Source organism: Cupriavidus sp. SIMBA_020 (assembly GCF_046535395.1).
Taxonomy (GTDB): domain Bacteria; phylum Pseudomonadota; class Gammaproteobacteria; order Burkholderiales; family Burkholderiaceae; genus Cupriavidus; species Cupriavidus campinensis.
The window spans coordinates 539207-563275 of sequence record NZ_JAWRWU010000002.1 but is presented as its reverse complement, the minus strand read 5'-3'; the positions used below and the strand labels follow the sequence as shown (position 1 = coordinate 563275).

Below are 24069 nucleotides of genomic sequence, written 5' to 3'. Positions count from 1 at the left end.
CCCATGGACTCTAAATTGACTGGCGCCCCCGCTGGCGGCGCAGCGACCGGCCCCCTGGCCGATTCGGACGTTTCCGACATCTCCGGCGATACCGTGAACCCGCCGCCCGAAAAAGCCTCGGCGCATGCCGCCGCCATCGCCGCGAAAGCCGATGCCGCGGCGGCGGGCAAATCGCCCGAAGCCCAGGATGCAGCCGCCGCGGCGGCGGCAGCGCGCGCCAACCCGCGCAAGATGATTCCAAGCCTGCGCGCGCTGGCGGATGAAGACCGCGCCACCGCAAAGAAGGCGCGTGCCTCGTGGCAAATGTTCACGATTATGGCAGAGTTCATCGAGGCCACCGAGTACCTCTCGGAGATCCGCCCGGCCGTCTCGATCTACGGCAGCGCACGCCTGCGCGAGGACTCGCCGTACTACCAGAAGACCATCGAGATCGCCCGGCTGTTCTCGGACGCCGGCTTCGCGGTGATCTCCGGCGGCGGCCCCGGCATCATGGAGGCCGCCAACAAGGGCGCGCACGCCGGCAAGTCCGCCAGCGTGGGCCTGAACATCGAGCTTCCGCACGAGCAGCAGGGCAATCCGTACCAGGACATCGCCATGCGCTTCCGCCACTTCTTCACGCGCAAGGTCACCTTCGTGAAGAATTCGGACGCGTTCATCGTCATGCCCGGCGGCTTCGGCACGCTGGACGAGCTGGCCGAGGTGCTCACGCTGGTGCAGACTGGCAAGTCGCGCTCGGTGCCGGTGGTGATGTACGGCAGCCGGTTCTGGAAGGGCCTGCTGGACTGGTTCCGCTTCACGCTGCTGCCGATGGGCCTGATCGCCGAGCACGACCTCGACCTGATGAAGATCGTGGACGAGCCCCAGGAAGTGCTGGAAGCGGTCTATGACTATTACGAGAAGCGCGGCGGCGACCACCCGATCCCGCCGAAGGAAGAAATGTTCTATCTGTAAGGCATTGGCGGCGTCTCCGGTCGGCGAGGAGGCGCAGGACGCACGTGCCGGGGTGCCCCGGGGGTCACGAGAGCGGCCCGTGGGCGGCAGGAATTGCTAGAATGGAAGCCTGTCAGTCTGCCAGGTCCGGCGCCGCCGGGCCGCAGACTCAATCCGCGTGGCGGGGCCTGCCGGCCCGCACGCACAGGAGCCCCAGATGACCTCCCCTTCGCACCCGGCTGCCGTGCTCGCCGCGACCGTGCTGGCACTGACCATGCCGGCCCTGGCCGCCGCACAGGGCAACGCGGAAAGCAGTGCGCTGACACAACAAGAGCTGAACCAGATCAACAACCAGCCGATCGCGCCCGCGTCCAAAAGCCAGCTCAACCAGCCGCGCGAGCCGAGCTTCGTGCTGCACGAGCGCGATGGGACCCAGGTGACCGAGTACCGGAACAAGGGGCAGGCCACCGATATCCAGGTACGCTCGGGCATGGGCACCAAATACGAGATGAGCAAGCCGGAAGACAGCTCGCCCAAGATCCGTGACCATGACGTGAACCGCGTGCCGTCGGTCAACCTGAAATTCTGAGCGTCTCAACGATCCTATTCACCCACGACCCGGCCGGACGGCAACGCCCGACCGGATCGCGCCGGCCCTCCGGCAGTCATGCCGCGGCGGCGGACGGTCTTTGTCCAGAACGGCCTGCCGCGCCCGATTCGCACCAATAAAACAGTATGGCCGTATTCACCACGGTCTCGCAGGACGAGATCGCCCGCTGGCTGCTTGACTACGACCTTGGCGAAGTCCGCGCGCTGCGCGGCATTGCTTCCGGGATCGAGAACAGCAATTTCTTTCTGACCATGGAGCAGGATGGCGTCACGCGCGAGTACGTGCTGACCATCTTCGAGCGGCTGAGCTTCGCGCAGCTGCCGTACTACCTGCACCTGATGGACCATCTGGCCCGGCATGGCATCAGCGTGCCGGCGCCCGTGGCCGCGCGCGACGGGGAGATCCTGCGCGCGCTCAAGGGCAAGCCGGCGACCATCGTCACGCGGCTCTCCGGGGCCTCGCAACTGGCCCCGCAGGCCAGCCACTGCGCCGAGGTGGGCACCATGCTGGCCCGCATGCATCTGGCCGGGCAGGACTATCCGCGCCAGCAGCCCAACCTGCGCAGCCTGGCCTGGTGGCGCCAGACCGAACCCGAGATCCTGCCGTTCCTCGACCCGGCCGAGCGCCAGTTGCTGGCCGGCGAGATCGCCCACCAGACCGCGTTCTTCGGCAGCGCCGACTACGCCGCGCTGGCCGGCGGCCCGTGCCACTGCGACCTGTTCCGTGACAACGTCCTGTTCGACACCGATGCCAGCGGCGCGCCGAAACTCGGCGGTTTCTTCGATTTCTACTTCGCCGGCAACGACAAGTGGCTGTTCGACCTGGCCGTGACCGTGAATGACTGGTGTATCGACCTGCCCACCGGCGCGCTGGACGTTGACCGCGCGCAGGCCATGCTGCGGGCTTATCATGCGGTGAGGCCACTCACGGCCACCGAGGCCGCGCACTGGCAGGACATGCTCCGCGCGGGCGCGCTGCGCTTCTGGGTATCGCGTCTGTGGGACTTTTTCCTGCCGCGCGAGGCCGACATGCTCCAGCCGCACGATCCGACCCACTTCGAACGCATCCTGCGCCAGCGTCTCGACGCCGACGCACCGCTCCCCTGGATCTGATTCGCCATGCAACTACTGGAAGTTCCCGCCAAGGAAGGCTACGTCTGGTTCCGCCAGGGCATCTGGCTGTTCCGCAAGAACCCGCTCGCGTTCCTGATGCTGCTGTTCATCTACCTGATTGCCGCGCAGCTCGCGATCTTCGTGCCGCTGTTCGGCATCATCGCGCTGCTGGTGGTCACGCCGGGCATCAATGTGGGGGTGATGACGGCCTGCCGCGATGTCATCCAGAGCAAGCGCGTGCTCCCCACGGTGCTGCTGGCGGGGTTCCGCAGCAATGGCAAGCAGGCCATGCGGCACCTGTTCGTGCTGGGCGGCATCTATGCGGCGATGGTGTTCCTGCTGAGCCTGATCGCCACGTCGGTGGTCGATATCGGTGCGCTGGCGCAAGTGGTGCTGAAGGGCGAGGAGCCCACGCCGGACGCGATGCGCCAGCTTTACCTGGCCATGCTGACCGGGGCGGCGCTCTACACGCCGATCGCAATGCTGTTCTGGTTCGCGCCGATGCTGACCGCCTGGCACGGCGTGCCGCCGGTGAAGGCGCTGTTCTTCAGCTGGACGGCCTGCTGGCGCAACCGGGGCGCGTTCTTCGCCTACGCCGGGCTGTTCGCCGTCCTGATCGTGGCGCTGCCGCTGTTCCTGGAAGTGATCTTCGCCGCGATCGGCGCGGAGACGGTGCTGTCGTTCCTGGTCACGCCGTACTCGCTGCTGATGCTGGCGATTCTGTACTGCTCGTTCTACGCCACCTATCGCGGCTGCTTCAACATCGTGCCGGCCGAGGCCACCGACGCCCAGAACGTCAATACGTGACGTATTAGGCACCTAGCCGGGGCAACCCCGGCCGGGTGCCGGCTTCAGTCGATGGTGTCGAGCTTGGCCACCGCCAGCGCCAGCCACTTGGCGCCGTGGCGCTTGAAGTTGATATTGGCGCGCGCATCGGCGCCCTCGCCTTCCAGCGCCGTGATCTTGCCTTCCCCGAACTTGTTGTGGAATACGTTCTGGCCGACCCGGAAGCCGGTGTCGGCTGCGCGTTTTTCCTCGGCGTAGGTCTTGCCGGTGTCCATGCCGCCCGTGGGCCGGGTGCCGCTGTAGGGCACGTCCTCGGGCTTCTTGAACCAGTCGCGGCCCCAGCCGCTCTCCCGCTCCCCGCCCTGGCGGTTGCGGCCATAGCCCTCCCGGCCATAACCGCCACCACCGCCACCACTGTACGAACCGTAGGCCTGCGCCGGCGGCGTGATCCACTTCAGCGACGCCTCCGGCAACTCCTCAAAGAACCGCGAGCGGATGTGGTAACGCATCTGGCCATGCAGCACACGGCTCTGGGCGAAGGACATATAGAGCCGCTCGCGCGCGCGGGTGATCGCCACGTACATCAGGCGGCGCTCTTCCTCCAGCCCATCGGCCTCCATCGCGCTGTTCTCGTGCGGGAACAGCCCTTCCTCCAGGCCGGTGATGAACACCACGTTGAATTCGAGGCCCTTGGCCGCGTGCACGGTCATCATCTGCACCGCGTCCTGGCCGGCCTGGGCCTGGTTGTCGCCGGCCTCCAGCGAGGCATGGGTCAGGAACGCCACGAGCGGCGTCATCACCACCGGCAACTGCTCGGGATCGAGCACCTGGAGCACCTGGTCGCCATCGGCCAGCACCGGCGCGGCGTCGCCGATCCGGTTGGCGGGTAGCACGCTGGCCAGTGCGTCGAGCCCGTAGCCCTCTTCCACCACAAAGGCCTGCGCGGCGGTAACCAGTTCCTGCAAGTTCTCGATGCGGTCCTGACCTTCCTTCTCGGTCTGGAAGTGCTGGATCAGGCCGCTGGTGTTGATCACGTACTCCACCGTCTCCGGCAGGGTCATGCGCCGCGTCTCGGCCCGCATCTGCTCGATCAGGCGGATAAACGCGCCCATCGTGCTGCCCGCCTTGCCCGGCACATAGGCCACCGCCTCGGAGAGCGAGACGTTGTACTGGCGCGCGGCGTCCTGGAGCAACTCCAGCGAGCGCGCCCCAATACCGCGCGTGGGGAAGTTGACCACCCGCCCGAACGCCGCGTCGTTGCGCGGGTTCTCGATCAATTGCAGATAAGCGAGCGCATGCTTCACTTCGGCCCGCTCGAAGAAGCGCAGGCCGCCGTACACGCGATAGGCGATGCCGGACGAGAACAGCGCGTGCTCGATCACCCGCGACTGCGCGTTGCTGCGATACAGGATGGCAATCTCGGAGCGCGACATCCCCTGGGCGATCTGGTCGCGGATCTCCTCGACGATCCAGGAGGCCTCCTGCCCGTCCGACCCGGCCTGGAACACCCGCACCAGCTCGCCGTGGCCGGCGTCCGTGCGCAGGTTCTTGCCCAGCCGCCGCGCGTTGTGGGCGATCAGATGGTTGGCCGAATCGAGGATGTGGCCGTGCGAGCGGTAGTTCTGCTCCAGCTTGATCAGGTGGCGTACGCGGAATTCGTTCTCGAAGTCGCGCATATTGCCGACGTTGGCGCCACGAAACGCGTAGATGCTCTGGTCGTCATCGCCCACGGCGAACACCGCCGCCGCGCTGCCCGTGCCATAGCCGGCCAGCAGCTTGAGCCACTGGTACTGGAGCACGTTGGTGTCCTGGAACTCGTCCACCAGCACGTGGCGGAAGCGGTGCTGGTAGTGCTGGCGGATGGCGTCGTTGTAGCGCAGCAGTTCGTAGCAGCGCAGTAGCAATTCGGCGAAATCGACCACGCCTTCGCGCTGGCACTGCTCATCGTAGGCAGCGTACAGATCGACGAAACGGCGGTTGAAATCGTCGTTCGCCTCCACGTCGCGGGGGCGCAGCCCCTGCTCCTTGGCGTTGTTGATGAAGTACTGGAGGTTCTTGGCCGGGTACTTCTCGTCATCGACATTCAGCGACTTCAGCAGCCGCTTGAGCGCGGAAAGCTGGTCCTGGGTGTCCAGGATCGAGAAGGTCTGCGGCAGCCCGGCGTCACGGAAGTGCGCGCGCAGCATCCGGTTGCAGAGCCCGTGGAAGGTGCCGATCCACATGCCGCGCGTGTTGATGGGCAGCATGGATGACAGCCGGGTCTGCATCTCCTTGGCCGCCTTGTTGGTGAAGGTGACGGCCAGCACGCCGGCCGGCGACACCCGGCCGTTCTGGATCAGCCAGGCGATGCGGGTGGTCAGCACGCGGGTCTTGCCACTGCCCGCCCCCGCCAGGATCAGGGCCGGTTCATCGGGCAACGTGACGGCGGCGAGTTGTTCGGCGTTGAGATTGGCAAGCAGGCTGGACATCGGGGAAGGGGCCTTTTGGCCGCGTGGGGCCGGGGAATGGCGGCAATTATACCGGGGGGACCGGGGCCGCCAGCGGTGCCCGGCGGCCGTCGGCGTCGGCAAATGCGCACCGGCACCCCCGCCTCCCCTATAATTTGACGTTTTCCCGGCCCGACGCCGTGGCGCCCCGACTGTTTTCGATGGAATCCGATCAGTCCGCCCAGCGGCCAGCCCCGACCCGCATACCTCGACATCCCCAAGCATGACCGCCCAAGACCAGTCCCTTGCCAAGAGCTTCGAACCCGCCGCCATCGAGGCGAAATGGGGCCCCGAATGGGAGCGCCGCGGCATCGCCCAGCCCACGATGGACGCCAATCGCCCCGATTTCGCCATCCAGCTGCCGCCGCCCAATGTGACCGGCACGCTGCACATGGGCCACGCGTTCAACCAGACCATCATGGACGGCCTGACGCGCCACGCGCGCATGCGCGGCGCCAACACGCTGTGGGTGCCGGGTACCGACCACGCGGGTATCGCCACGCAGATCGTGGTGGAGCGCCAGCTGGAAGCCCAGGGCGTGTCGCGCCATGACCTCGGCCGCGAAAAGTTCGTCGAGAAGGTCTGGGAGTGGAAGGAGGAGTCGGGCTCCACCATCACGCGCCAGGTGCGCCGCATGGGGGCGTCGATCGACTGGACGCGCGAGTACTTCACGATGTCGCCCGAGATGTCGCAGGCCGTGACCGAGGTGTTCGTCCGCCTGTTCGAACAGGGCCTGATCTACCGCGGCAAGCGCCTGGTCAACTGGGACCCGGTGCTGGGCACGGCCGTGTCCGACCTGGAAGTGGACAGCGTGGAAGAGGAAGGCTCGCTCTGGCACATCCACTACCCGCTGGCCGAGCCGGACGCCGTGCACGGCCTGACCCACCTGACCGTGGCCACCACGCGCCCGGAAACCATGCTCGGCGACACCGCCGTGATGGTCCACCCCGAGGACGAGCGCTACGCGCACCTGATCGGCAAGTTCGTGCACCTGCCGCTGACCGACCGCCAGATTCCGGTCATTGCCGATGAATACGTGGACCGCGCGTTCGGCACGGGCGTGGTCAAGGTCACGCCGGGCCATGACTTCAACGACTATGCGGTGGGCCAGCGCCACAACCTGCCGCAGCTGTCCATCCTGACGCTGGACGCCAGGATCGTCGCCGACGCACCGGCCGCCTACGCCGGCATGGACCGCTTCGCGGCGCGCGAGAAGATGGTCGCCGACCTGAAGGAACAGGGCCTGCTGGGCGAGGTCAAGAAGCACAAGCTGATGGTGCCGCGCAGCGAGCGCACCAGCACCGTGATCGAGCCGATGCTGACCGACCAGTGGTTCGTCGCCATGAGCAAGCCGGCTCCCGAGGGCACGTACTATCCGGGCCGCTCGATCGCCGAAGTGGCGCTGGACGCCGTGCAGAGCGGCGAGATCAAGCTGGTGCCCGAGAACTGGAACAGCACCTACAACCAGTGGCTGGCCAACATCCAGGACTGGTGTATCAGCCGCCAGCTCTGGTGGGGCCACCAGATCCCGGCCTGGTACGACGACGCCGGCAACTGCTTTGTCGCCCGTACCGAGGAAGACGCCCGCGCCAAGGCCCAGGCGGCCGGCAGCACCGGCCCGCTGCGCCGCGAGGAAGACGTGCTGGACACGTGGTTCTCGTCCGCGCTCGTGCCGTTCTCGTCACTCGGTTGGCCCGAAAAGACGCCGGAGCTGGAGCACTTCCTGCCATCGTCGGTGCTGGTCACCGGCTACGACATCATCTTTTTCTGGGTGGCGCGCATGGTCATGATGACCAAGCACTTCACCGGCCAGGTGCCGTTCCACACCGTGTATGTACACGGCCTGGTGCGTGACTCCGAAGGCAAGAAGATGAGCAAGTCCGAGGGTAATACCCTGGACCCGGTGGACCTGATCGACGGCATCGAACTCGAACCGCTGCTCAAGAAGCGCACCACCGGCCTGCGCCGCCCGAAAGACGCGCCGCGCATCGAATCCAAGACCAAGAAAGAGTTCCCGGACGGCATTCCCGCGTTCGGCGCGGACGCCCTGCGCTTCACCTTCGCCTCGCTGGCCACGCTGGGCCGCAACATCAACTTCGACACCGGCCGCTGCGAGGGCTACCGCAACTTCTGCAACAAGCTCTGGAACGCCACCCGCTTCGTGCTGATGAACACCGAGGGCCATGACTGCGGCATGGGCCCGTGCAGCAACGACTGCGGCCCGGACGGCTACCTGCACTTCTCGCAGGCGGACCGCTGGATCGTCTCGCTGCTCCAGCGCGTGGAGGGCGAAGTCGAAAAGGGCTTCGACGAATATCGTTTCGACAATATCGCCAGCGCAATCTACAAGTTCGTCTGGGACGAGTACTGCGACTGGTACCTGGAACTCGCCAAGGTGCAGATCCAGACCGGCACCGAGGCCCAGCAACGCGCTACGCGCCGCACGCTGCTGCGCGTGCTGGAGACGGTGCTGCGCCTGGCGCACCCGATCATCCCGTTCATCACCGAGGAACTCTGGCAGAAGGTGGCCCCGCTGGCCGGCCGTGCCAAGGGTGACGGCAGCGAGACCATCGCCCTGCAGGACTACCCGCTGCCGGCCGCCGCCAAGATCGACGAAGCCGCCGAAGCCTGGGTGGCCCAGCTCAAGGCCGTGGTGGATGCCTGCCGCAACCTGCGTGGCGAGATGAACATCTCGCCGGCCCAGCGCATTCCGCTCTACGCCCACGGCGACAGCACATTCCTGAACGCCGCCGCGGCGCAAATCCAGGCACTGGCGAAACTTTCCGAGGTGAAGGTGTTCGAAGACGAGATCGCCCTCCAGAAGGAAGGCGCCGGGGCGCCAGTGGCCATCGTCGGCGGCAATCACCTGCTGCTGAAGATCGAGATCGACGTCGCGGCCGAGCGCGTGCGCCTGGGCAAGGAGATCGACCGGATCAGCAACGAAATCGGCAAATGCCGGGGCAAGCTGACCAACGAAGCCTTCGTGGCCAAGGCGCCGCCCGCGGTTGTGGCGCAGGAAACACAGCGTTTGTCGGATTTCGAACAGACGCTTGCCAAGCTCCAGGATCAACTACAGCGTCTGCCCGCCTGACGGGTCCGCCGCTTCTGCGCCGCCGGCACGGAAGTTGCGACTCGACTGGCATCCGGCCTCGTTCATGTGTAACGGTATGTGACCGTTACGTCAGCGTCGGACGAAGCCGGACAGACGGCGCCCTCCCCGTACGGCACGGTGTTACACCGGATTGAAAAGGAAAGCTGAAATGGAAAACCGCGTCACCAAGGCCGTCTTTCCGGTCGCTGGGCTAGGTACCCGATTCCTCCCTGCGACCAAGGCGAGTCCCAAGGAAATGCTGCCAGTGGTGGACAAACCGCTGATCCAGTACGCCGTGGAGGAAGCCATGGCCGCCGGCATCACGGAAATGATCTTCGTCACGGGCCGCTCCAAGCGCGCCATCGAGGACCATTTCGACAAGGCGTACGAACTGGAAATGGAGCTGGAGGCCAAGAACAAGCAGGCCCTGCTCGATGTGGTGCGTTCGATCAAGCCCTCGCACGTGGAGTGCTACTACGTGCGCCAGCCCGAGGCCCTGGGCCTGGGCCACGCCGTGCTGTGCGCGGCCAAGCTGGTCGGCGACACGCCGTTCGCCGTCATGCTGGCGGACGACTTGCTCGACGGCGAGGTGCCGATCATGAAGCAGATGGTCGACGTCTATAACCACTACAACTGCTCGGTCCTGGGCGTGGAAGAGATCGCGCCGGAGCAAAGCCGCTCCTACGGCGTGGTGGAAGGCCGCGAATGGGACGAGCGCGTGATCAAGATGTCCGGCATCGTCGAGAAGCCGGCCCCCGAAGACGCCCCGTCGAACCTTGGCGTGGTGGGCCGCTACATCCTCACGCCGCGTATCTTCGACCACATCCGCGAACTGAAGCCGGGCGCGGGCGGCGAGTACCAGCTGACCGATGCCATCCAGTCGATGCTCGACCAGGAGCAGGTGCTGGCCTACCGCTACAACGGCGTGCGCTACGACTGCGGCAGCAAGCTCGGCTACCTGAAGGCCACTGTCGAGTTCGCCCTGAAGCACCCGGAAGTGCGCGACGAATTCCGCGCCTATCTGGCCCAGCGCGGATAAGCGCACCGCCCCCGGCATGAAAAAGCCGCCTCGGATCGAGGCGGCTTTTTTTGTGGCCAGATGGGCCCAGATAGGCCAGGCGGTCTTAGCGGCGCTTCATGTAGAACACGAATACCTTGTCCACTTCGGCGTGCGACAGCAGCTCGTTGCCGGTCTGCTTGGCGAAGGCCTGGAAGTCACGCGTGGCGCCCGGGTCGGTGGCCAGCACCTTGAGCACGTCGCCGCTGGCCATGTCCGCCAGCGCCTTCTTGGTCCGCAGGATCGGCAGCGGGCAGTTCAGGCCGCGCGCGTCCACTTCTTTCTGGAAGTCCATTCCTCTCATCCCACTTATTTTTGGTCGATGCCGTATTGTAACGAAGCGGCGACCAGGCTGAAGTCCGTCGGCCGGCGCGGGTCGGGGATGTCCTCGCCCGAGGCGCGGTCGAAGAAGCGCACGGGCAGCCCGCGCCGCTCCAGGAAATCGGCCACGGCAAAGCCGGTGCCGGCGTTCCAGATCCGCACCTTCTCGGGCGCCACGAGCTTGTATTCGGCCAGTTCCTCGGACAGTTCGATGCGCCCCGTCGCCTTCACGTGATAGGCGATGATCAGCTCGTTCTTGCGCATGAACTCGTAGACGCCGATCAGCGACGCGGATTCCGTGTCGAGATTGGTCTCCTCCTTGAGTTCGCGCGCCACGCCCAGCTCCGGCGTCTCGTCCCGCTCCATGAAGCCGGTGACCAGCGCAAACATCCCCTCCGGCCATACCGCGTTGCGCGCCAGCAGCAGCTTGTCCTCGTACTCGACCACCGCCGCCAGCACCGGCAGCGGGTTGTTCCAGTGCACGAAGCCGCAGCCGTCCTGCACGCAGGCATGGCGATAGCGGCCGGACATCGGCAGGTGCTCCAGCGGCGCCCCGCATTGGGGGCAGAAACGGTACGGTTGCATCGGAGGGGGCTCCAGGGGTTCAGAGGGCGCAGGCCCCGCGGATATCGGCGGCGAACGCTTCCACGGTCTCGGGCTGCAGGTCCCACGAGCACATCAGCCGGCAACCGCCCGCGCCGATGAAGGTGTAGAACAGCCAGCCCTTGGCGCGCAGCGCCTCGATGGCCGGCAGCGGCAGTTCGGCGAAGACCGCGTTCGATTCGGTCGGGAACATGATCCGCACGCCGGGAATGTCGACGATGCGCTGGTGCAGCAACTGCGCCATTGCGTTGGCATGCCGGGCGTTGGACAGCCAGACATCGTTCTCGAGCATGCCCAGCCACGGCGCCGAGATAAAGCGCATCTTCGAGGCCAGCTGCCCGGCCTGCTTCACCCGGTAGGCGAAGTCCTCGGCCAGGCGGCGGTCGAAGAACACCACGGCCTCGCCCACCGGCAGGCCGTTCTTGGTGCCGCCGAAGCACAGCACATCCACACCGGCCCGCCAGGTGATCTCGGACGGATGCACGCCGAGCGCCGCCACCGCATTGGCAAAGCGCGCGCCGTCCATGTGCACGCGCAGCTGTCGCCGCTTGGCGATGGCGGCGATGGCGCGCACCTCCTCCACCGTATAGACCGTGCCGACTTCCGTCGACTGGGTGAGCGAGACCACGCGGGGCTTCGGATAGTGGATGTCGGTGCGCCGCGTGACCAGCGCCTCCACCGCATCGGCGGTCAGCTTGCCGTTGACGCCGGGCGCCGTCAGCAGCTTGGAACCGTTCGAGAAGAATTCCGGCCCGCCGCACTCGTCCGTCTCGATGTGCGCCAGCTCGTGGCAGATCACCGAGTGGTACGACTGGCACAGCGACGACAGCGCCAGCGAGTTGGCCGCCGTGCCGTTGAACACGAAGAAGACCTCGCAGTCGGTCTGGAACAGGTTGCGGATGCGGTCGCAGACCTGCTGGGTCCAGGAATCGTCGCCATAGGCCTTCTCGTGGCCGCTGGCGTTGGCCTCCAGGAAGTATTTCAGCGATTCCGGGCAGAAGCCGGCGTAGTTGTCGGAGGCGAAGTGCTGCATGGCCCGGGCTTTACTTCTTGTCGATCCAGAGCTCGCCGCCGGTGGCCCAGTTCTCGCGCTTGATATCGGTGATGATGATGTCCACTGCCGACACCGAGCAGCCCAGCGTCTCGCAGGTGACGCGCGTCACGGCCTCGACAAACTTGCGCTTTTGCTCGACCGTGCGGCCTTCGAACATCTCGACGTGAAACGTGGGCATGCTACTGACTCCATTTTTAGGGATTTTCCGAGACTCAGTCTCGGTAAGAGGGATCGATTCTATCGAGTTTGCGCAGCAGCGAGGGCCATTCCATCTCGCCCTCGACGGCGCCGTTGTCGTACAGCTGCATCGAGGTGCGCTCGGCCACGTCGGCCGGCGGCTGCACCGTGGCGCGGCCCGCCTGCGCCCCAAGCTGGATCTCGCAGGCCTTGATCAGGGTAGCCATCAGCACGTAGGCCTCGGCCACCGTGCGGCCCACCGTCAGCGTGCCGTGGTTGCGCAGCAGCATGGCCGGGTGCTGGCCCAGCGACACCCTAAGCCGGGCCCCTTCGGCCGGAGTGAACGCCAGGCCCTCGTAGTCGTGATAGCCGATGCGGCCGTGGAAGCGCATGGCGTGCTGCGACAGCGGCAGCAGCCCGTCTGCCTGGGCCGAGACCGCGATGCCGGCCGTGTTGTGCAGGTGCATGACGCAGTGCGCATCGGCCCGCGCGGCGTGCACGGCGGCGTGGAGGGCGAAGCCGGTCACATTGACCGGGTGCACGGTCTCGCCGACCACCTCGCCCCGGCCATTGATCTTGACGAGGTCCGACGCGCGGATCTCGTCGAACGCGAAGCCGAACGGGTTGATCAGGAAGTGGTCAGGCTCACCGGGCACGGTGGCGGAGATATGGGTGTAGATCAGGTCGTCCCAGCGCTCCAGCGCAGCCAGCCGGTAGGCGGCGGCGAGGTCGGTGCGCACGCGCGCCTCCCCGGCGCCGACGGGAACAGCCGGGCCCGCGGCACGCGCGGGCTGCAAGGCAAAAGACATGGGGACATTCGCTCCGCGGCCGCCCTGCTGCGAGGCGTGTTCCAGACACGTGCGGGTTCAGTCCCGGTCGAGTGGACGGCGCAGGCGTAACTGTAGCGCAGTCAGCGCGGGGCGGCAGCGTGCCGCACCGGCATGGCGCGGACCATCCAGCCGAGGATGCCCGCCCCCACCATCAGCGCGGCGGCGGCCGTGGCCAGGGAGGCCGCAAAGCCGCCGGTGCGCGCCACCAGCGTGGTGGCCAGCGGCGGGCCGGCAATCTGCCCGAGGGCGTAGGCGGCCGTCATCAGCCCGATCAGCTTCGGCGCGGCGGCGCCCCACAGCCGGCGCGCCTCGCGCATCAGGAACGACACCAGCGCCGTGAACGGCAAGCCGACGAGCAGGCTGCTCAACGCGAAGCCCGGCACGGTCGGCCAGAATGCCGCCACGGCCACGCCAATCGCCTGCACCGTGTACAGGATCATCGCCACGCGGCGATTGTCGTGATGCATGCCTACGCGCGTGGCCAGGAAGGCGCCCACGGCCACGCCGACGCCCAGAATCGGCCAGAACAGGTCCGCCCAGACCGTGCCGGGTATCGCCTGGCGGGCGATCACCGGCAGGAAGGTCGCCGTGATGATGTAACCGAAGCCGGCGAGGCCATAGGCCACGGTCAGGGCCCAGGTTTCGAGATCGAGCCGGGGTGCCGGGGCGGGCGCATCCTTGCTGCCCGCCTGCCCTGCCCGCGCCGGAACGGACGGCGGCGCCGCGCCGAACACGCGCCAGACCGGCACCAGCATCAGCACGCCCAGCACCGTGAAGGCAATCCAGCCCCAGTTCGCCAGCCAGTGCGCGCCCACCATGCCGAACACCGACAGCCCGGTCACGACAATCCCCACGCCCGGGCCGCAGAACATCAGCCCGCCCAGCGTGGGGTGGCCCAGTTCGTCCAGCCGCTGCATGCACCACGCGGTAGCGTAGACCATCACCAGCGCACTGACCACGCCCGCAATCGTGCGCCATGCCAGCCACGCGGGCATGCCGCCCGGCAGCGCCATGGCCAGCGTGAGCACCACGGTGAGCACCAGCGACACGCGCACCATGCGCACGGGATCGGGGCGGATAAAAAGGCACAGCAACGCGCCCAGCAGGTAGCCGATGTAGTTCAGCGTGGCCAGCGCCCCGCCTTCGGCCAGCGTGACGGTGCCGTCGTGCAGCATCATCGGCAGCAGCGGCGTGAAGGCAAAGCGGCCGATGCCCATGGCCAGCGCCACCGACACGAAGCCGGCCAGGGCCACCGCCCACGGTCCGGCGGTTTGGGGGGCGGCCTGGGCGGCGGAGACATCGGTATTCACGAGCGACATGATCGGGGAGGGGGCGGGTTCGGCTGGCGGCCAGCGGGGTTCCTGACTATCCTAGTCGCATTCATCCATCACCTAAAATGAATTATTGAGATAGCATCGATCTCAATTCAAGAAGGAAGTCGATCATGGACCTCGCCGAACTCGAGATTTTCCGCGCCGTGGTGGAGGCCGGTGGCATCACACGCGCCGCCGCGCGGCTGCACCGCGTGCAGTCGAACGTGACCACGCGCATCCGCCAACTGGAGCAGTCGCTCGGTGTGGAGCTGTTCCTGCGCGACGGCAAGCGCATGGTGCTCACCCCGGCCGGGCAGACGCTGTTCGACTATGCGCGGCGCATCCTGCAACTGTCCGACGAGGCCCGCCACGCGGTGCAGCCGGTGCGGCCCCATGGGCGGCTGCGGGTGGCATCGATGGAGAGCACGGCGGCCAGCCGGCTGCCGACGGTGCTGGCGCGCTATCACCAGGCGTGGCCGGACGTCGAACTGGAACTCGTGACGCTGCCGACCCGGCAGGCGCTGGACGCGCTGCGCCGCTTCGAGGTCGATTGCGCCTTCGTGGCCGAGCCGCTCGGCGATGCCGAACTGGTCACCCGGCCCGCTTTCACCGAGGAACTGGTCATCATCGCCAGCGCACAGCATCCGCCGATCCATTCGCCCGCCGACCTGGAGCGCCCCACCCTGCTCGCGTTCGAGGCCGGCTGCAACTACCGCACGCGCTTCGAGCAGTGGTACACCCGCGATGGCCACGCGGCGGGGCGGGTGATCCAGCTGGGCTCCTACCATGCCATCGTCACTTGCGCGGCAGCCGGTATCGGCGTGGCGATCATGCCGCGCTCGGTGCTGGCGCTGTACCGCGACCTGCCAGAGATCAGCATCCACGCGCTTGGCGACGAGGGCGACGTGACCACCGTGCTGGCGTGGCATCCGGCGATGGGCAGCGCAGCGCTGACGGCGCTGGCCGACATGCTGCCGGGTGCCCCGGACGCCACGCAGAAGGCGGCCTGACCCCTTCCGCTGTGTGTCCCTTGCCCGCGCCGTGGCGTGCAAGATGTGGCCGGTCGCCTACACTCGAAGTGGCGCGGCCACGGCATACTCGCGGGCCGCGCCCCGCCATGACATTCGTCTTTGCGTCGCTACGATCTTTGGTTTGCCGAATGGCGATGGGAGTGGCCCTGACCATGCTCCTCGCCCTGCCCACAATGGTCTTCGCCCAGGGCGCCTCCGCCCCGGCCGCCGGGGCCGGCGTGGCCCCCGTCTACGTCATCCCGATCAAGGGGGCCATCGGCCCGGCCAGCGCCAGCTTCGCCACGCGCGGCATGGCACTGGCGCAAAAGCAGAACGCGCAGTTGATTGTGCTGGAGATGGACACGCCCGGCGGGCTCGACGTGGCCATGCGCGACATCATCCAGGCCATCCTCGCCTCCCCCGTGCCGGTAGCGACCTTCGTCTACCCGGGCGGCGCGCGCGCCGCGAGTGCCGGCACCTACATCCTCTATGCCAGCCACATCGCCGCGATGGCGCCCGGGACCAATGTGGGCGCGGCGAGTCCCGTCGCCATCGGGGTGGGCGGCCCGAAGCCGGGCGCCGCCCCCTCCCCCGCCAGCGCACCGGCGGGCGCCCCTAGCAACGAGGACACCATGGCCCGCAAGCAGATGCACGACGCCTCTGCCTACCTGCGCGGGCTGGCCCAGCTCCGCCAGCGCAACGCCGACTGGGCCGAGCGTGCGGTGCGCGAGGCCGTGAGCCTCTCCGCCGATGAAGCGGTGGCCCAGCACGTGGTCGACCTCGTGGCGCCGGACCTGCCGGCGTTGCTGCGGCAGGTGGATGGCAAACGGCTCCAGGCCGCCGGCGTGCCCCGCGTGCTGCACACGGCCGACGCGCCCATCGTCACGGTCACCCCGGACTGGCGCGCGCGGCTGCTGGCCGTTATCACCGAGCCCAGCGTGGCGCTGATCCTGATGATGATCGGCATCTACGCGCTGATGTTCGAATTCTCCACACCAGGCATGATCGTGCCGGGCATCGTCGGCGCCATCTGCCTCCTGCTGGGCCTCTTCGCGCTGCAAATGCTGCCGGTCAACTATGCGGGGCTGGCGCTGATCGCGCTCGGCATCGGCTGCATGGTGGCCGAATTCTTCCTGCCGACGTTCGGCGCGCTCGGGGTGGGCGGCATCATCGCCTTCGCCTTTGGCGCGGTCATGCTGATCGACACCGACGTGCCCGGCTTCGGCGTGCCGCTCACGGTGATCGCCGCGCTGGCCGGGGTCTCGGCGCTGTTCCTGGTCGGCATGTCCGCAATGCTGATGCGCTCGCGCGAGCGCCCCGTGGTCAGCGGCGCGGACACGCTGGTCGGCAGCCTGGCCACCGTCATCGACGATACGCCGGCCGACGGCTGGGCGATGGTGCATGGCGAACAGTGGCGAATTCATGGCGAAGGCCCACTCGCGCGCGGTCAGCGGGTACGCGTGACCGGGCGGCGCGGGCTGGTACTGGAAGTCGTGGCCGACATGGCCGCATCCCTGGAACACAACGGAGCGTGATATGGCATTCGGATTCAGTTTCGGTGGGCTGATCTTCCTGCTGGCATTGCTCGTGGTGGCCGCAATCCGCGTGCTGCGCGAATACGAACGCGGCGTGGTCTTCATGCTCGGGCGATTCTGGCGCGTCAAGGGGCCCGGGCTGGTGCTGCTCATCCCCGGCATCCAGCAGATGGTCCGCGTGGACCTGCGCACGGTTGTCTTCGACGTGCCGCCACAGGACGTGATCTCTCACGACAACGTGTCGGTCAAGGTCAACGCCGTGGTCTATTTCCGGGTCGTGGACCCCGAGCGGGCCATCATCCAGGTGGCCAATTTCCTGGAAGCCACCAGCCAGCTCTCCCAAACCACGCTGCGGTCCGTGCTAGGCAAGCATGAACTGGACGAAATGCTAGCCGAGCGCGAGAAGCTCAATTTCGACATCCAGAAGGTGCTCGACGCCCAGACCGATGCGTGGGGCATCAAGGTGTCCAATGTCGAGATCAAGCATGTGGATTTGAACGAGACCATGATCCGGGCCATCGCCCGGCAGGCAGAGGCCGAGCGGGAACGGCGGGCCAAGATCATCCACGCGGAAGGGGAATTGCAGGCTTCGGTGAAACTGCTGGAAGCGGCGCAGATGCTGGCGCAACAGCCGGAGGCGATGCAGTTGCGGTATCTCCAGACGCTGACGCAGATTGCTGGGGATAAGAGTTCTACGATTGTTTTTCCGTTGCCGATGGATTTGGTTAGGGGGTTGATGAAGTAGAGCGGGTGTTGGCTGTTGAGCCGTTGGGCTCAAAAACCAACACCGTAACAAAACAAAAAGGGCGCCCCAAACCCCAGGGCGCCCTTCTCAAAAAGCTAGTAAAACCTTCAAACCTTACCAGCCACCCACTCCTTCACCCCAGCCAGCGCCGCCGGCAGATTCGCCGGCTCCGTCCCGCCAGCCTGGGCCATATCCGGCCGGCCGCCGCCCTTGCCGCCCACCTGCTGGGCCACAAAGTTGACCAGTTCCCCAGCCTTGACCTTGCCAGTCGCATCGGCGGTCACGCCCGCAATCAGCGAAACCTTCCCGTCGGACACCGCCCCCAGCACGATTGCCGCGCTCTTGAGCTTGTCCTTGAGCTTGTCCATCGTTTCGCGCAGCGTCTTCACGTCGGCGCCGTCGAGCTGGGCGGCCAGCACCTTGAGGCCGTTGATGTCGATGGCCTGCTCTGCGAGTTCGTCGCCTTGCGATGCCGCGAGCTTGCTCTTGAGCTTCTCGAGTTCCTTCTCCAGCGCCCGCACCTGCTCCTGCACCTGGCCGATACGCGGCACCAGTTCGGAAGGCTGCGCGCGCAGCGCGGCGGCGGCTTCGTTCAGGCGGGCGTCGAGCGACTGCAGGTAATGCAGCGCGTTGTCGCCGGTAATCGCCTCCACGCGGCGGATCCCCGCGGCCACACCTGCTTCCACGACGATCTTGAACAGCCCGATGTCCCCGGTGCGCGTCACGTGCGTGCCGCCGCAGAGTTCCTTCGAGGTACCGATCGACAGCACGCGCACGTCATCCGCGTACTTCTCGCCGAACAGCGCCATCGCGCCGCTCTTCACCGCGTCGTCGAACGGCATGATCTCGGCATGGGTCGGCGCGTTGGCCAGGATTTCGGCGTTGACGATTTCCTCGACCTGACGGATCTCCGCGTCGCTCAGCGGCGCGTTGTGCGAGAAGTCGAAACGCGTCTTGTCGGCATCGACCAGCGAGCCCTTCTGCTGCACGTGGGTGCCCAGCACCTCGCGCAGCGCCTTGTGCATCAGGTGGGTGGCCGAATGGTTACGTACAGTGCGTGCACGGCGGATGGCATCGACCTGCGCCGCCACCGTGTCGCCCACCTTCAGCGGACCGTTGGTCAGCGTGCCCTGGTGGCCGAACACATCGGCCTGCACCTTGGTTGTGTCAGCCACGTTGAACACAGCCGCACCCGCCACCAGCGTGCCCTGGTCGCCCGCCTGACCGCCGGACTCCGCATAGAACGGGGTGTGATCCAGCACCACCACGCCGGTCTGGCCCGGCTGCATGGTGTCGACGGACGCGCCGTCGACGTACAGCGCCGTCACGCGGGCGCGCTCGAAACCCAATTCTTCATAGCCGTGGAACACGGTCTTGTCGCCCGTGTACTCCAGGCCGGCAGCCATCTTGAACTTGCCGGCCGCACGGGCCTGCTCGCGCTGGCGGTTCATGGCGGCGTCGAACGCGGGTTCGTCCACCGCAATCTCCTGCTCGCGCGCCACGTCCTGCGTCAGGTCGAGCGGGAAGCCGAAGGTGTCGTGCAGCTTGAACGCCAGTTCGCCGTCCAGCACCTTGCCACCCTTGGCCTTGAGGTCGGCCACGGCGGTGTCGAGGATGGTCATGCCGTTCTCGATGGTCTCGAAGAAGCGCTCTTCCTCGGCCTTGAGCACTTCCACCACGCGCGCCTGCGCGTCGGCCAGCTCCGGATAGGCCTCGCCCATCTGCGCCACCAGGTCCGGCACCAGCTTGTGGAAGAACGGCGTCTTCTGGCCCAGCTTGTAGCCGTGGCGGATCGCGCGGCGCACGATGCGGCGCAGCACGTAGCCGCGGCCTTCATTGCCCGGGATCACGCCATCGACGATCAGGAACGAGCACGCGCGGATATGGTCGGCAATTACCTTGAGCGAGTTCTGGTTCAGGTCGTCCAGATGGGTCTCGCGCGCGGCGGCCTTGATCAGCGCCTGGAACAGGTCGATCTCGTAGTTGCTGTGCACGTGCTGGAGCACGGCGGCAATCCGCTCGAGGCCCATGCCGGTGTCCACGCACGGCTTGGGCAGCGGCGTCATGTTGCCCTGCTCGTCGCGGTTGAACTGCATGAACACGAGGTTCCAGATCTCGATGTAGCGGTCGCCGTCTTCCTCGGGCGATCCCGGGGGGCCGCCCCAGACGTCCGGGCCGTGGTCGTAGAAGATTTCCGAGCACGGGCCGCACGGGCCGGTGTCGGCCATCTGCCAGAAATTGTCCGAGGCGTAGCGCGCGCCCTTGTTGTCGCCGATGCGCACGATGCGCTCGGCCGGCACGCCGACTTCCTTGGCCCAGATGTCGTAGGCTTCGTCGTCTTCGGCGTAGACCGTGACCCAGAGCTTCTCCGCCGGCAGCTGGTAGGTCTTGGTCAGCAGTTCCCAGGCGTACTGGATGGCTTCGCGCTTGAAGTAGTCGCCGAACGAGAAATTGCCCAGCATCTCGAAGAACGTGTGGTGACGTGCCGTATAACCCACATTTTCGAGGTCGTTGTGCTTGCCGCCGGCGCGCACGGAGCGTTGGGACGACGTGGCGCGCGTGTAGGGACGCTTATCGGTGCCCAGGAACACGTCCTTGAACTGCACCATGCCCGAATTGGTGAACAGCAGCGTCGGGTCGTTCGCCGGCACGAGGCTGGACGAGCGGACCACGGAATGGCCCTTCGACTCGAAGTACTGCAGGAACTTGCTGCGAATGTCGGAGACTTTCATGTTGTATCGGGCGCATCCCGCATCGTGGCAGGGCGCAGTCAGTCAGGTTGGATTTGCAAACCGTTGATTATACGGGGCAAGCCCCCTCCCGGGGCATTCTCGCGGCCGGCCGCCCGGCGGCGTGCGCCCGGCGCGCTGGCAATGGCCGAATATCGCCCACCGTTGGCCCGACGCCGCCCCGTACGGGTGCATCGGCGCGGCGGGCCGGTGGTAGAGTGCTCCCCCACTATATCTACCGAGCCGCCACTGCCATGGGAGCCTTGAGCCATCTCCGCGTCCTCGACCTGACCCGCGTCCTCGCCGGGCCATGGTGCGCCCAGAACCTTGCCGATTTCGGCGCCGACGTCATCAAGATCGAGCGCCCCGGCGCAGGTGACGATACGCGCACATGGGGTCCGCCCTGGCTCAAGACCGAGGATGGCCGGGACACCGCCGAAGCCGCCTACTACCTGGCCGCCAACCGCAACAAGCGCTCGGTGACCTGTGACATCAGCACGCCCGAGGGCCAGCAGCTGGTGCGCGACCTGGCCGCCCAGAGCGACGTGGTGCTCGAGAACTACAAGGTCGGCCAACTCAAGAAGTATGGGCTCGACTACGAATCGCTCAAGGCGGTGAAGCCGGACATCATCTATTGCTCGGTCACCGGCTTCGGCCAGACCGGCCCGTACGCCCAGCGCCCCGGCTACGACTTCATCATCCAGGGCATGGGCGGCTTCATGAGCCTGACCGGCGAGCGGGACGACCTGCCCGGCGGCGGCCCGCAGAAGGCCGGCGTGGCCATCTCGGACCTGATGACCGGCCAGTACGCCACCATCGCCGTGCTGGCCGCGCTGGCCCACCGCGACCGGACCGGCGAAGGCCAGTACATCGACATGGCGCTGCTGGACGTGCAGGTGTCGATGCTGGCCAACATGAACACCAACTACCTCGCCAGCGGCGTGGCGCCGCGCCGCTGGGGCAACGCCCACCCGAACATCGTGCCCTACCAGACCTTCCACGCCGCCGACGGCTGGATCATCGTGGCAGTGGGCAACGACGGGCAGTTCCGCAAGTTCGTGACGGCCGGCGGCCGCCCGGAACTGGCCGATGACCCGCGCTTCGCCACCAACCCGCAACGCGTGGCGCACCGCGACGTGCTGGTGCCGATCATCGCCGAGATGGTCCAGCCGCGCACCCGCGAGCAATGGATTCTCGATCTGGAGCGCGCCGGCGTGCCGTGCGGCCCGATCAATACGCTCGACGAGGTCTTCGAGAACGAGCAGGTGCTGGCGCGCGGCCTGCGCGTCGATTTGCCGCACCCGACGGCCGGCGAGGTCAAGCTGGTCGGCAGCCCCATGAAAATGAGCGCCACGCCGCCCGAGGCGCTGCGTCATCCCCCGTTGCTCGGAGAGCACACGGAGGTGGTGCTGGGCGAGACACTCGGCTACAGTGCGGAGCACATCGCCGCACTGCGCGCCAAGGGCGTGGTCTGACCCCGATTCGGTAACAACGCCGGCCGCAGCCGAAGGCGAGATTCTCTGTTTGCGTCCCCTGACGAATGAGGAGCATGCATGCTGACCGATGCCTTCCTGGCGTTTTTCCATTTTCTGGCGATCTTCCTGCTGGTCACGCTGCTGGCCGCCGAGGCGGTGGTATTGCGCCCCGGGATGACGCCCGCCATCGTGCGCCGGCTGTCGCTGTACGACCTGTTCTACTTCCTGTCAGCCATGGTGGTGCTCGCCACCGGGCTGCTGCGGCTGTTCTACGGTGCCAAGGGCGTGGATTTCTACCTGCACAACCCGTGGTTCCACGCCAAGGTGACCGTGTTCGTGCTGATTGCCCTGTGCTCGCTGCCGCCGACGCTGGCCATCGCGCGCTGGCGCAAGCAGGCGCGCAAGCTGCCCGATTTCGTGCCGATGCCGGACGAGATCAAGCGCGCCCGCCGCTGGGTCATGATCGAGGCCCATGTGTTCATCCTGCTGCCGCTCTGCGCCGTGATGATGGCGCGCGGCATCGGCGCGCGCTGACCTTTCATCGATCCGTTGAAGACTCCTGAGATGCTGAAGACCCTGCTGACGGCCACGAAGATGGCCGCCTCCGCCGCCGCGCTGGCGGTGGCCACCCTGGCCACGCCGGCCCACGCCGCTGCCCCGGCCCCGGCCAACTGGCCGACCAAGCCGATCAAGTTCGTGGTGCCCTACCCCGCCGGCGGCCCGCTGGACACCGTGGCGCGCGCCATCGGCGAGCGCCTGCGCGAGAGCCTGGGCCAGCCCATCGTCGTGGAGAACAAACCCGGCGCGGGCGGCAACCTCGGCGCGGACTACGTCGCCAAGCAGCCGGCCGACGGCTACACCATCGTGATGGGCGCCGTGGCCACGCACGCCATCAATCCCACGCTGTTCGCCAAGATGCCTTACGACCCGGTGAAGGACTTCGCGCCGATCACGCTGGTCGCCGACGTGCCGAACGTGCTGGTCATGCACCCCGGCAAGGCCGCCGAGCTGCATATCAATACGGTGCGCGACCTCGTGGAGTACGCGCGCAAGCATCCGGGCAAGCTCGACTACGCCTCTGGCGGCAACGGCAGCGCCGGCCACCTGTCGGGCGAACTGTTCAAGAGCATGGCCCGCGTCAGCATGGTCCATATCCCGTACAACGGGGCGTCGCCGGCGCAGTTGTCGGTGCTGTCGGGCCAGACCGACCTGATCTTCGACAACCTCGCCTCGGCATCGGCCAATATCAAGGCCGGCAAGCTCAAGGCCTTCGCCGTGACCACGCCGGCCCGCGCCGCCGCGTTCCCGGAACTGCCGACCATCGCCGAGGCCGGCAAGGGGCTCGGGCTGGAAGGCTTCGACATCTCGACGTGGTTCGGCGTCCTGGCCCCGGCCGGCACCCCGCGTGAGATCGTCGAGCGCCTCAACCACGACATCGTGGCCATCCTCAAGACCGAAGACATGAAAGCCCGCCTGGCCCGCATCGGCGCCCAGCCGGCCCCCACCACCCCTGAGCAGTTCGGCGCGCTGATCCAGCGCGAACTGAAGAAGTACGGGCAAGTGGTGAAGGTGTCGGGGGCGAAGGTGGATTGAGGGGGTAGGCCCGGTACCGCCGCCGTCAGTCAATAGTGATAGCGGCAAGCCACGATGTTGACCTGGTCTTCCGTGGCTTCATAGACGAGGCGGTTCGCATCATCGATCCGCCTCGACCAGAAGCCGGTGAGGTTGCCGACCAAAGGCTCGGGCTTGCCAATCCCCTCGAACGGCGTGCGTTGCACTTCCTTGATCAACTGATTGATGCGTTTCAGGGTTTTACGATCCTGACCCTGCCAATACACATAGTCTTCCCGTGCATCCGGCGTGAATAAGACCTTGCGGGTCATTCATCGCCCTCGGGCTCATGGAGCGCGCGCTCCTTCGTGTTGCCTCCACGCAATTGCGCAATCGAGCTGGCCAGACGGTCTGCATTGGCACGCGAACGGAGAAGATGCAGGGTTTCGGCGATGCTCTCGTAGAGATCCTGAGACATGAGCACGGCGTTCGGCGCGTCACGGCGCGTAATTAGCGTGACGTCGGCGTCGTCGATGGTCTGATCGATCACTGCCTTCAGATTGTTCCGGGCATCCGAGAAGTGGACGGTGCGCATCATGGCCTCACTTGTTCAAGTACTTGTACAAGTATAGCCGATCGCGCGCAGCCGAAAAA

Annotated in this window: 22 protein-coding genes; 12 read left to right on the top strand and 10 right to left on the bottom strand. The window is 66.7% G+C overall.

Features of this window, described 5'->3' with window-relative positions; all coding sequences use genetic code 11:
* Positions 1–3 precede the first annotated feature (3 nt).
* The 4 genes from SB751_RS06790 to SB751_RS06775 all read left to right on the top strand — a co-directional run bounded on the left by SB751_RS06790 (position 4) and on the right by SB751_RS06775 (position 3459).
* On the top strand, positions 4–951 hold the full coding sequence (locus SB751_RS06790; RefSeq protein ID WP_186296840.1) for a TIGR00730 family Rossman fold protein: 948 nt from the start codon (positions 4–6) through the stop codon (positions 949–951).
* Between the two features lie 196 nt (positions 952–1147).
* On the top strand, positions 1148–1519 hold the full coding sequence (locus tag SB751_RS06785) for a DUF2782 domain-containing protein (protein WP_144198108.1): 372 nt from the start codon (positions 1148–1150) through the stop codon (positions 1517–1519).
* A 146-nt stretch (positions 1520–1665) separates the two neighbouring features.
* A complete protein-coding gene (locus tag SB751_RS06780) occupies positions 1666–2652 on the top strand; it encodes a homoserine kinase (RefSeq protein WP_410747874.1) in 987 nt (328 codons plus the stop codon).
* A gap of 6 nt (positions 2653–2658) precedes the next feature.
* Positions 2659–3459 (top strand): BPSS1780 family membrane protein, encoded by an 801-nt coding sequence (locus tag SB751_RS06775; RefSeq protein WP_144198106.1) that lies wholly within the window; start codon positions 2659–2661, stop codon positions 3457–3459.
* Positions 3460–3503: 44 nt separating this feature from the next.
* Here SB751_RS06775 and SB751_RS06770 read toward each other — a convergent pair whose 3' ends face one another.
* Complete coding sequence (locus tag SB751_RS06770; RefSeq protein WP_211943760.1) at positions 3504–5906, bottom strand: UvrD-helicase domain-containing protein; 2403 nt, start codon at positions 5904–5906, stop codon at positions 3504–3506.
* A gap of 241 nt (positions 5907–6147) precedes the next feature.
* Between SB751_RS06770 and SB751_RS06765 the strand changes: the two genes are divergently transcribed.
* Together SB751_RS06765 and galU are read left to right on the top strand one after the other, a co-directional pair.
* Positions 6148–9015, top strand: a complete 2868-nt coding sequence (locus SB751_RS06765; protein ID WP_250024700.1) for a valine--tRNA ligase — start codon at positions 6148–6150, stop codon at positions 9013–9015.
* A gap of 169 nt (positions 9016–9184) precedes the next feature.
* Positions 9185–10054 carry a UTP--glucose-1-phosphate uridylyltransferase GalU gene (gene galU, locus SB751_RS06760; protein WP_144198103.1) on the top strand — a complete coding sequence of 290 codons (870 nt, stop codon included), beginning with the start codon at positions 9185–9187 and terminating at the stop codon, positions 10052–10054.
* A gap of 85 nt (positions 10055–10139) precedes the next feature.
* On the opposite strand, the gene SB751_RS06755 is transcribed toward galU, so the two are convergent.
* From SB751_RS06755 to SB751_RS06730, 6 genes are all read right to left on the bottom strand, one after another.
* Positions 10140–10367, bottom strand: a complete 228-nt coding sequence (locus tag SB751_RS06755; RefSeq protein WP_092134760.1) for a sulfurtransferase TusA family protein — start codon at positions 10365–10367, stop codon at positions 10140–10142.
* 14 nt (positions 10368–10381) lie between these two features.
* Entirely contained in the window at positions 10382–10978 is a 597-nt protein-coding gene (locus tag SB751_RS06750; RefSeq protein ID WP_144198102.1) for an NUDIX domain-containing protein, read from the bottom strand.
* Between the two features lie 19 nt (positions 10979–10997).
* A complete protein-coding gene (locus SB751_RS06745) occupies positions 10998–12029 on the bottom strand; it encodes a threonine aldolase family protein (protein ID WP_144198101.1) in 1032 nt (343 codons plus the stop codon).
* Positions 12030–12039: 10 nt separating this feature from the next.
* Positions 12040–12228 (bottom strand): 4-oxalocrotonate tautomerase, encoded by a 189-nt coding sequence (locus tag SB751_RS06740; protein WP_144198100.1) that lies wholly within the window; start codon positions 12226–12228, stop codon positions 12040–12042.
* Between the two features lie 34 nt (positions 12229–12262).
* Positions 12263–13036, bottom strand: coding sequence for a class II aldolase/adducin family protein (locus SB751_RS06735; protein ID WP_410747873.1), 774 nt, complete (start codon positions 13034–13036; stop codon positions 12263–12265).
* Positions 13037–13137: 101 nt separating this feature from the next.
* Positions 13138–14376: a YbfB/YjiJ family MFS transporter gene (locus tag SB751_RS06730; protein ID WP_144198098.1), complete on the bottom strand. Its 1239-nt coding sequence runs from the start codon at positions 14374–14376 to the stop codon at positions 13138–13140.
* A gap of 125 nt (positions 14377–14501) precedes the next feature.
* On the opposite strand from SB751_RS06730, the gene SB751_RS06725 reads away from it, so the two are divergent.
* The 3 genes from SB751_RS06725 (at position 14502) to SB751_RS06715 (ending at position 17660) form a co-directional block, all read left to right on the top strand.
* Positions 14502–15380, top strand: a complete 879-nt coding sequence (locus tag SB751_RS06725) for a LysR family transcriptional regulator (RefSeq protein ID WP_144198097.1) — start codon at positions 14502–14504, stop codon at positions 15378–15380.
* A 107-nt stretch (positions 15381–15487) separates the two neighbouring features.
* Positions 15488–16915 carry an NfeD family protein gene (locus tag SB751_RS06720; RefSeq protein WP_377732541.1) on the top strand — a complete coding sequence of 476 codons (1428 nt, stop codon included), beginning with the start codon at positions 15488–15490 and terminating at the stop codon, positions 16913–16915.
* Between the two features lies 1 nt (position 16916).
* Positions 16917–17660: a slipin family protein gene (locus tag SB751_RS06715; protein ID WP_144198095.1), complete on the top strand. Its 744-nt coding sequence runs from the start codon at positions 16917–16919 to the stop codon at positions 17658–17660.
* A 107-nt stretch (positions 17661–17767) separates the two neighbouring features.
* Here SB751_RS06715 and alaS read toward each other — a convergent pair whose 3' ends face one another.
* Positions 17768–20392, bottom strand: coding sequence for an alanine--tRNA ligase (gene alaS, locus SB751_RS06710; RefSeq protein WP_144198094.1), 2625 nt, complete (start codon positions 20390–20392; stop codon positions 17768–17770).
* Positions 20393–20643: 251 nt separating this feature from the next.
* Between alaS and SB751_RS06705 the strand changes: the two genes are divergently transcribed.
* The 3 genes from SB751_RS06705 to SB751_RS06695 all read left to right on the top strand — a co-directional run bounded on the left by SB751_RS06705 (position 20644) and on the right by SB751_RS06695 (position 23457).
* Entirely contained in the window at positions 20644–21864 is a 1221-nt protein-coding gene (locus SB751_RS06705; RefSeq protein ID WP_144198093.1) for a CaiB/BaiF CoA transferase family protein, read from the top strand.
* 78 nt (positions 21865–21942) lie between these two features.
* A complete protein-coding gene (locus tag SB751_RS06700; protein WP_149135466.1) occupies positions 21943–22398 on the top strand; it encodes a DUF2214 family protein in 456 nt (151 codons plus the stop codon).
* A gap of 30 nt (positions 22399–22428) precedes the next feature.
* The gene (locus tag SB751_RS06695; RefSeq protein ID WP_144198091.1) at positions 22429–23457 is read left to right on the top strand and encodes a tripartite tricarboxylate transporter substrate binding protein; all 1029 of its coding nucleotides are present in this window, start codon (positions 22429–22431) and stop codon (positions 23455–23457) included.
* A gap of 29 nt (positions 23458–23486) precedes the next feature.
* Here SB751_RS06695 and SB751_RS06690 read toward each other — a convergent pair whose 3' ends face one another.
* Together SB751_RS06690 and SB751_RS06685 are read right to left on the bottom strand one after the other, a co-directional pair.
* Positions 23487–23747, bottom strand: a complete 261-nt coding sequence (locus tag SB751_RS06690; protein ID WP_144198090.1) for a Txe/YoeB family addiction module toxin — start codon at positions 23745–23747, stop codon at positions 23487–23489.
* On the bottom strand, positions 23744–24010 hold the full coding sequence (locus tag SB751_RS06685) for a type II toxin-antitoxin system Phd/YefM family antitoxin (RefSeq protein WP_144198136.1): 267 nt from the start codon (positions 24008–24010) through the stop codon (positions 23744–23746). The genes SB751_RS06690 and SB751_RS06685 overlap by 4 nt, the downstream gene beginning before the upstream one ends.
* Between the last annotated feature and the right edge of the window lie 59 nt (positions 24011–24069).

Excerpts from the sequence above, each read along its gene's own strand:
- SB751_RS06775 (WP_144198106.1), top strand. The coding sequence starts at position 2,659 with ATGCAACTACTGGAAGTTCCCGCCAAGGAAGGCTACGTCTGGTTCCGC.
- SB751_RS06715 (WP_144198095.1), top strand. The coding sequence starts at position 16,917 with ATGGCATTCGGATTCAGTTTCGGTGGGCTGATCTTCCTGCTGGCATTG.
- SB751_RS06730 (WP_144198098.1), bottom strand. The coding sequence starts at position 14,376 with ATGTCGCTCGTGAATACCGATGTCTCCGCCGCCCAGGCCGCCCCCCAA.
- SB751_RS06700 (WP_149135466.1), top strand. The coding sequence starts at position 21,943 with ATGCTGACCGATGCCTTCCTGGCGTTTTTCCATTTTCTGGCGATCTTC.
- SB751_RS06750 (WP_144198102.1), bottom strand. The coding sequence starts at position 10,978 with ATGCAACCGTACCGTTTCTGCCCCCAATGCGGGGCGCCGCTGGAGCAC.
- SB751_RS06745 (WP_144198101.1), bottom strand. The coding sequence starts at position 12,029 with ATGCAGCACTTCGCCTCCGACAACTACGCCGGCTTCTGCCCGGAATCG.
- SB751_RS06785 (WP_144198108.1), top strand. The coding sequence starts at position 1,148 with ATGACCTCCCCTTCGCACCCGGCTGCCGTGCTCGCCGCGACCGTGCTG.
- SB751_RS06790 (WP_186296840.1), top strand. The coding sequence starts at position 4 with ATGGACTCTAAATTGACTGGCGCCCCCGCTGGCGGCGCAGCGACCGGC.
- alaS (WP_144198094.1), bottom strand. The coding sequence starts at position 20,392 with ATGAAAGTCTCCGACATTCGCAGCAAGTTCCTGCAGTACTTCGAGTCG.
- SB751_RS06720 (WP_377732541.1), top strand. The coding sequence starts at position 15,488 with ATGACATTCGTCTTTGCGTCGCTACGATCTTTGGTTTGCCGAATGGCG.
- SB751_RS06695 (WP_144198091.1), top strand. The coding sequence starts at position 22,429 with ATGCTGAAGACCCTGCTGACGGCCACGAAGATGGCCGCCTCCGCCGCC.
- SB751_RS06765 (WP_250024700.1), top strand. The coding sequence starts at position 6,148 with ATGACCGCCCAAGACCAGTCCCTTGCCAAGAGCTTCGAACCCGCCGCC.
- SB751_RS06740 (WP_144198100.1), bottom strand. The coding sequence starts at position 12,228 with ATGCCCACGTTTCACGTCGAGATGTTCGAAGGCCGCACGGTCGAGCAA.
- SB751_RS06725 (WP_144198097.1), top strand. The coding sequence starts at position 14,502 with ATGGACCTCGCCGAACTCGAGATTTTCCGCGCCGTGGTGGAGGCCGGT.
- SB751_RS06780 (WP_410747874.1), top strand. The coding sequence starts at position 1,666 with ATGGCCGTATTCACCACGGTCTCGCAGGACGAGATCGCCCGCTGGCTG.
- SB751_RS06770 (WP_211943760.1), bottom strand. The coding sequence starts at position 5,906 with ATGTCCAGCCTGCTTGCCAATCTCAACGCCGAACAACTCGCCGCCGTC.
- galU (WP_144198103.1), top strand. The coding sequence starts at position 9,185 with ATGGAAAACCGCGTCACCAAGGCCGTCTTTCCGGTCGCTGGGCTAGGT.
- SB751_RS06690 (WP_144198090.1), bottom strand. The coding sequence starts at position 23,747 with ATGACCCGCAAGGTCTTATTCACGCCGGATGCACGGGAAGACTATGTG.
- SB751_RS06685 (WP_144198136.1), bottom strand. The coding sequence starts at position 24,010 with ATGCGCACCGTCCACTTCTCGGATGCCCGGAACAATCTGAAGGCAGTG.
- SB751_RS06755 (WP_092134760.1), bottom strand. The coding sequence starts at position 10,367 with ATGGACTTCCAGAAAGAAGTGGACGCGCGCGGCCTGAACTGCCCGCTG.
- SB751_RS06735 (WP_410747873.1), bottom strand. The coding sequence starts at position 13,036 with ATGTCTTTTGCCTTGCAGCCCGCGCGTGCCGCGGGCCCGGCTGTTCCC.
- SB751_RS06705 (WP_144198093.1), top strand. The coding sequence starts at position 20,644 with ATGGGAGCCTTGAGCCATCTCCGCGTCCTCGACCTGACCCGCGTCCTC.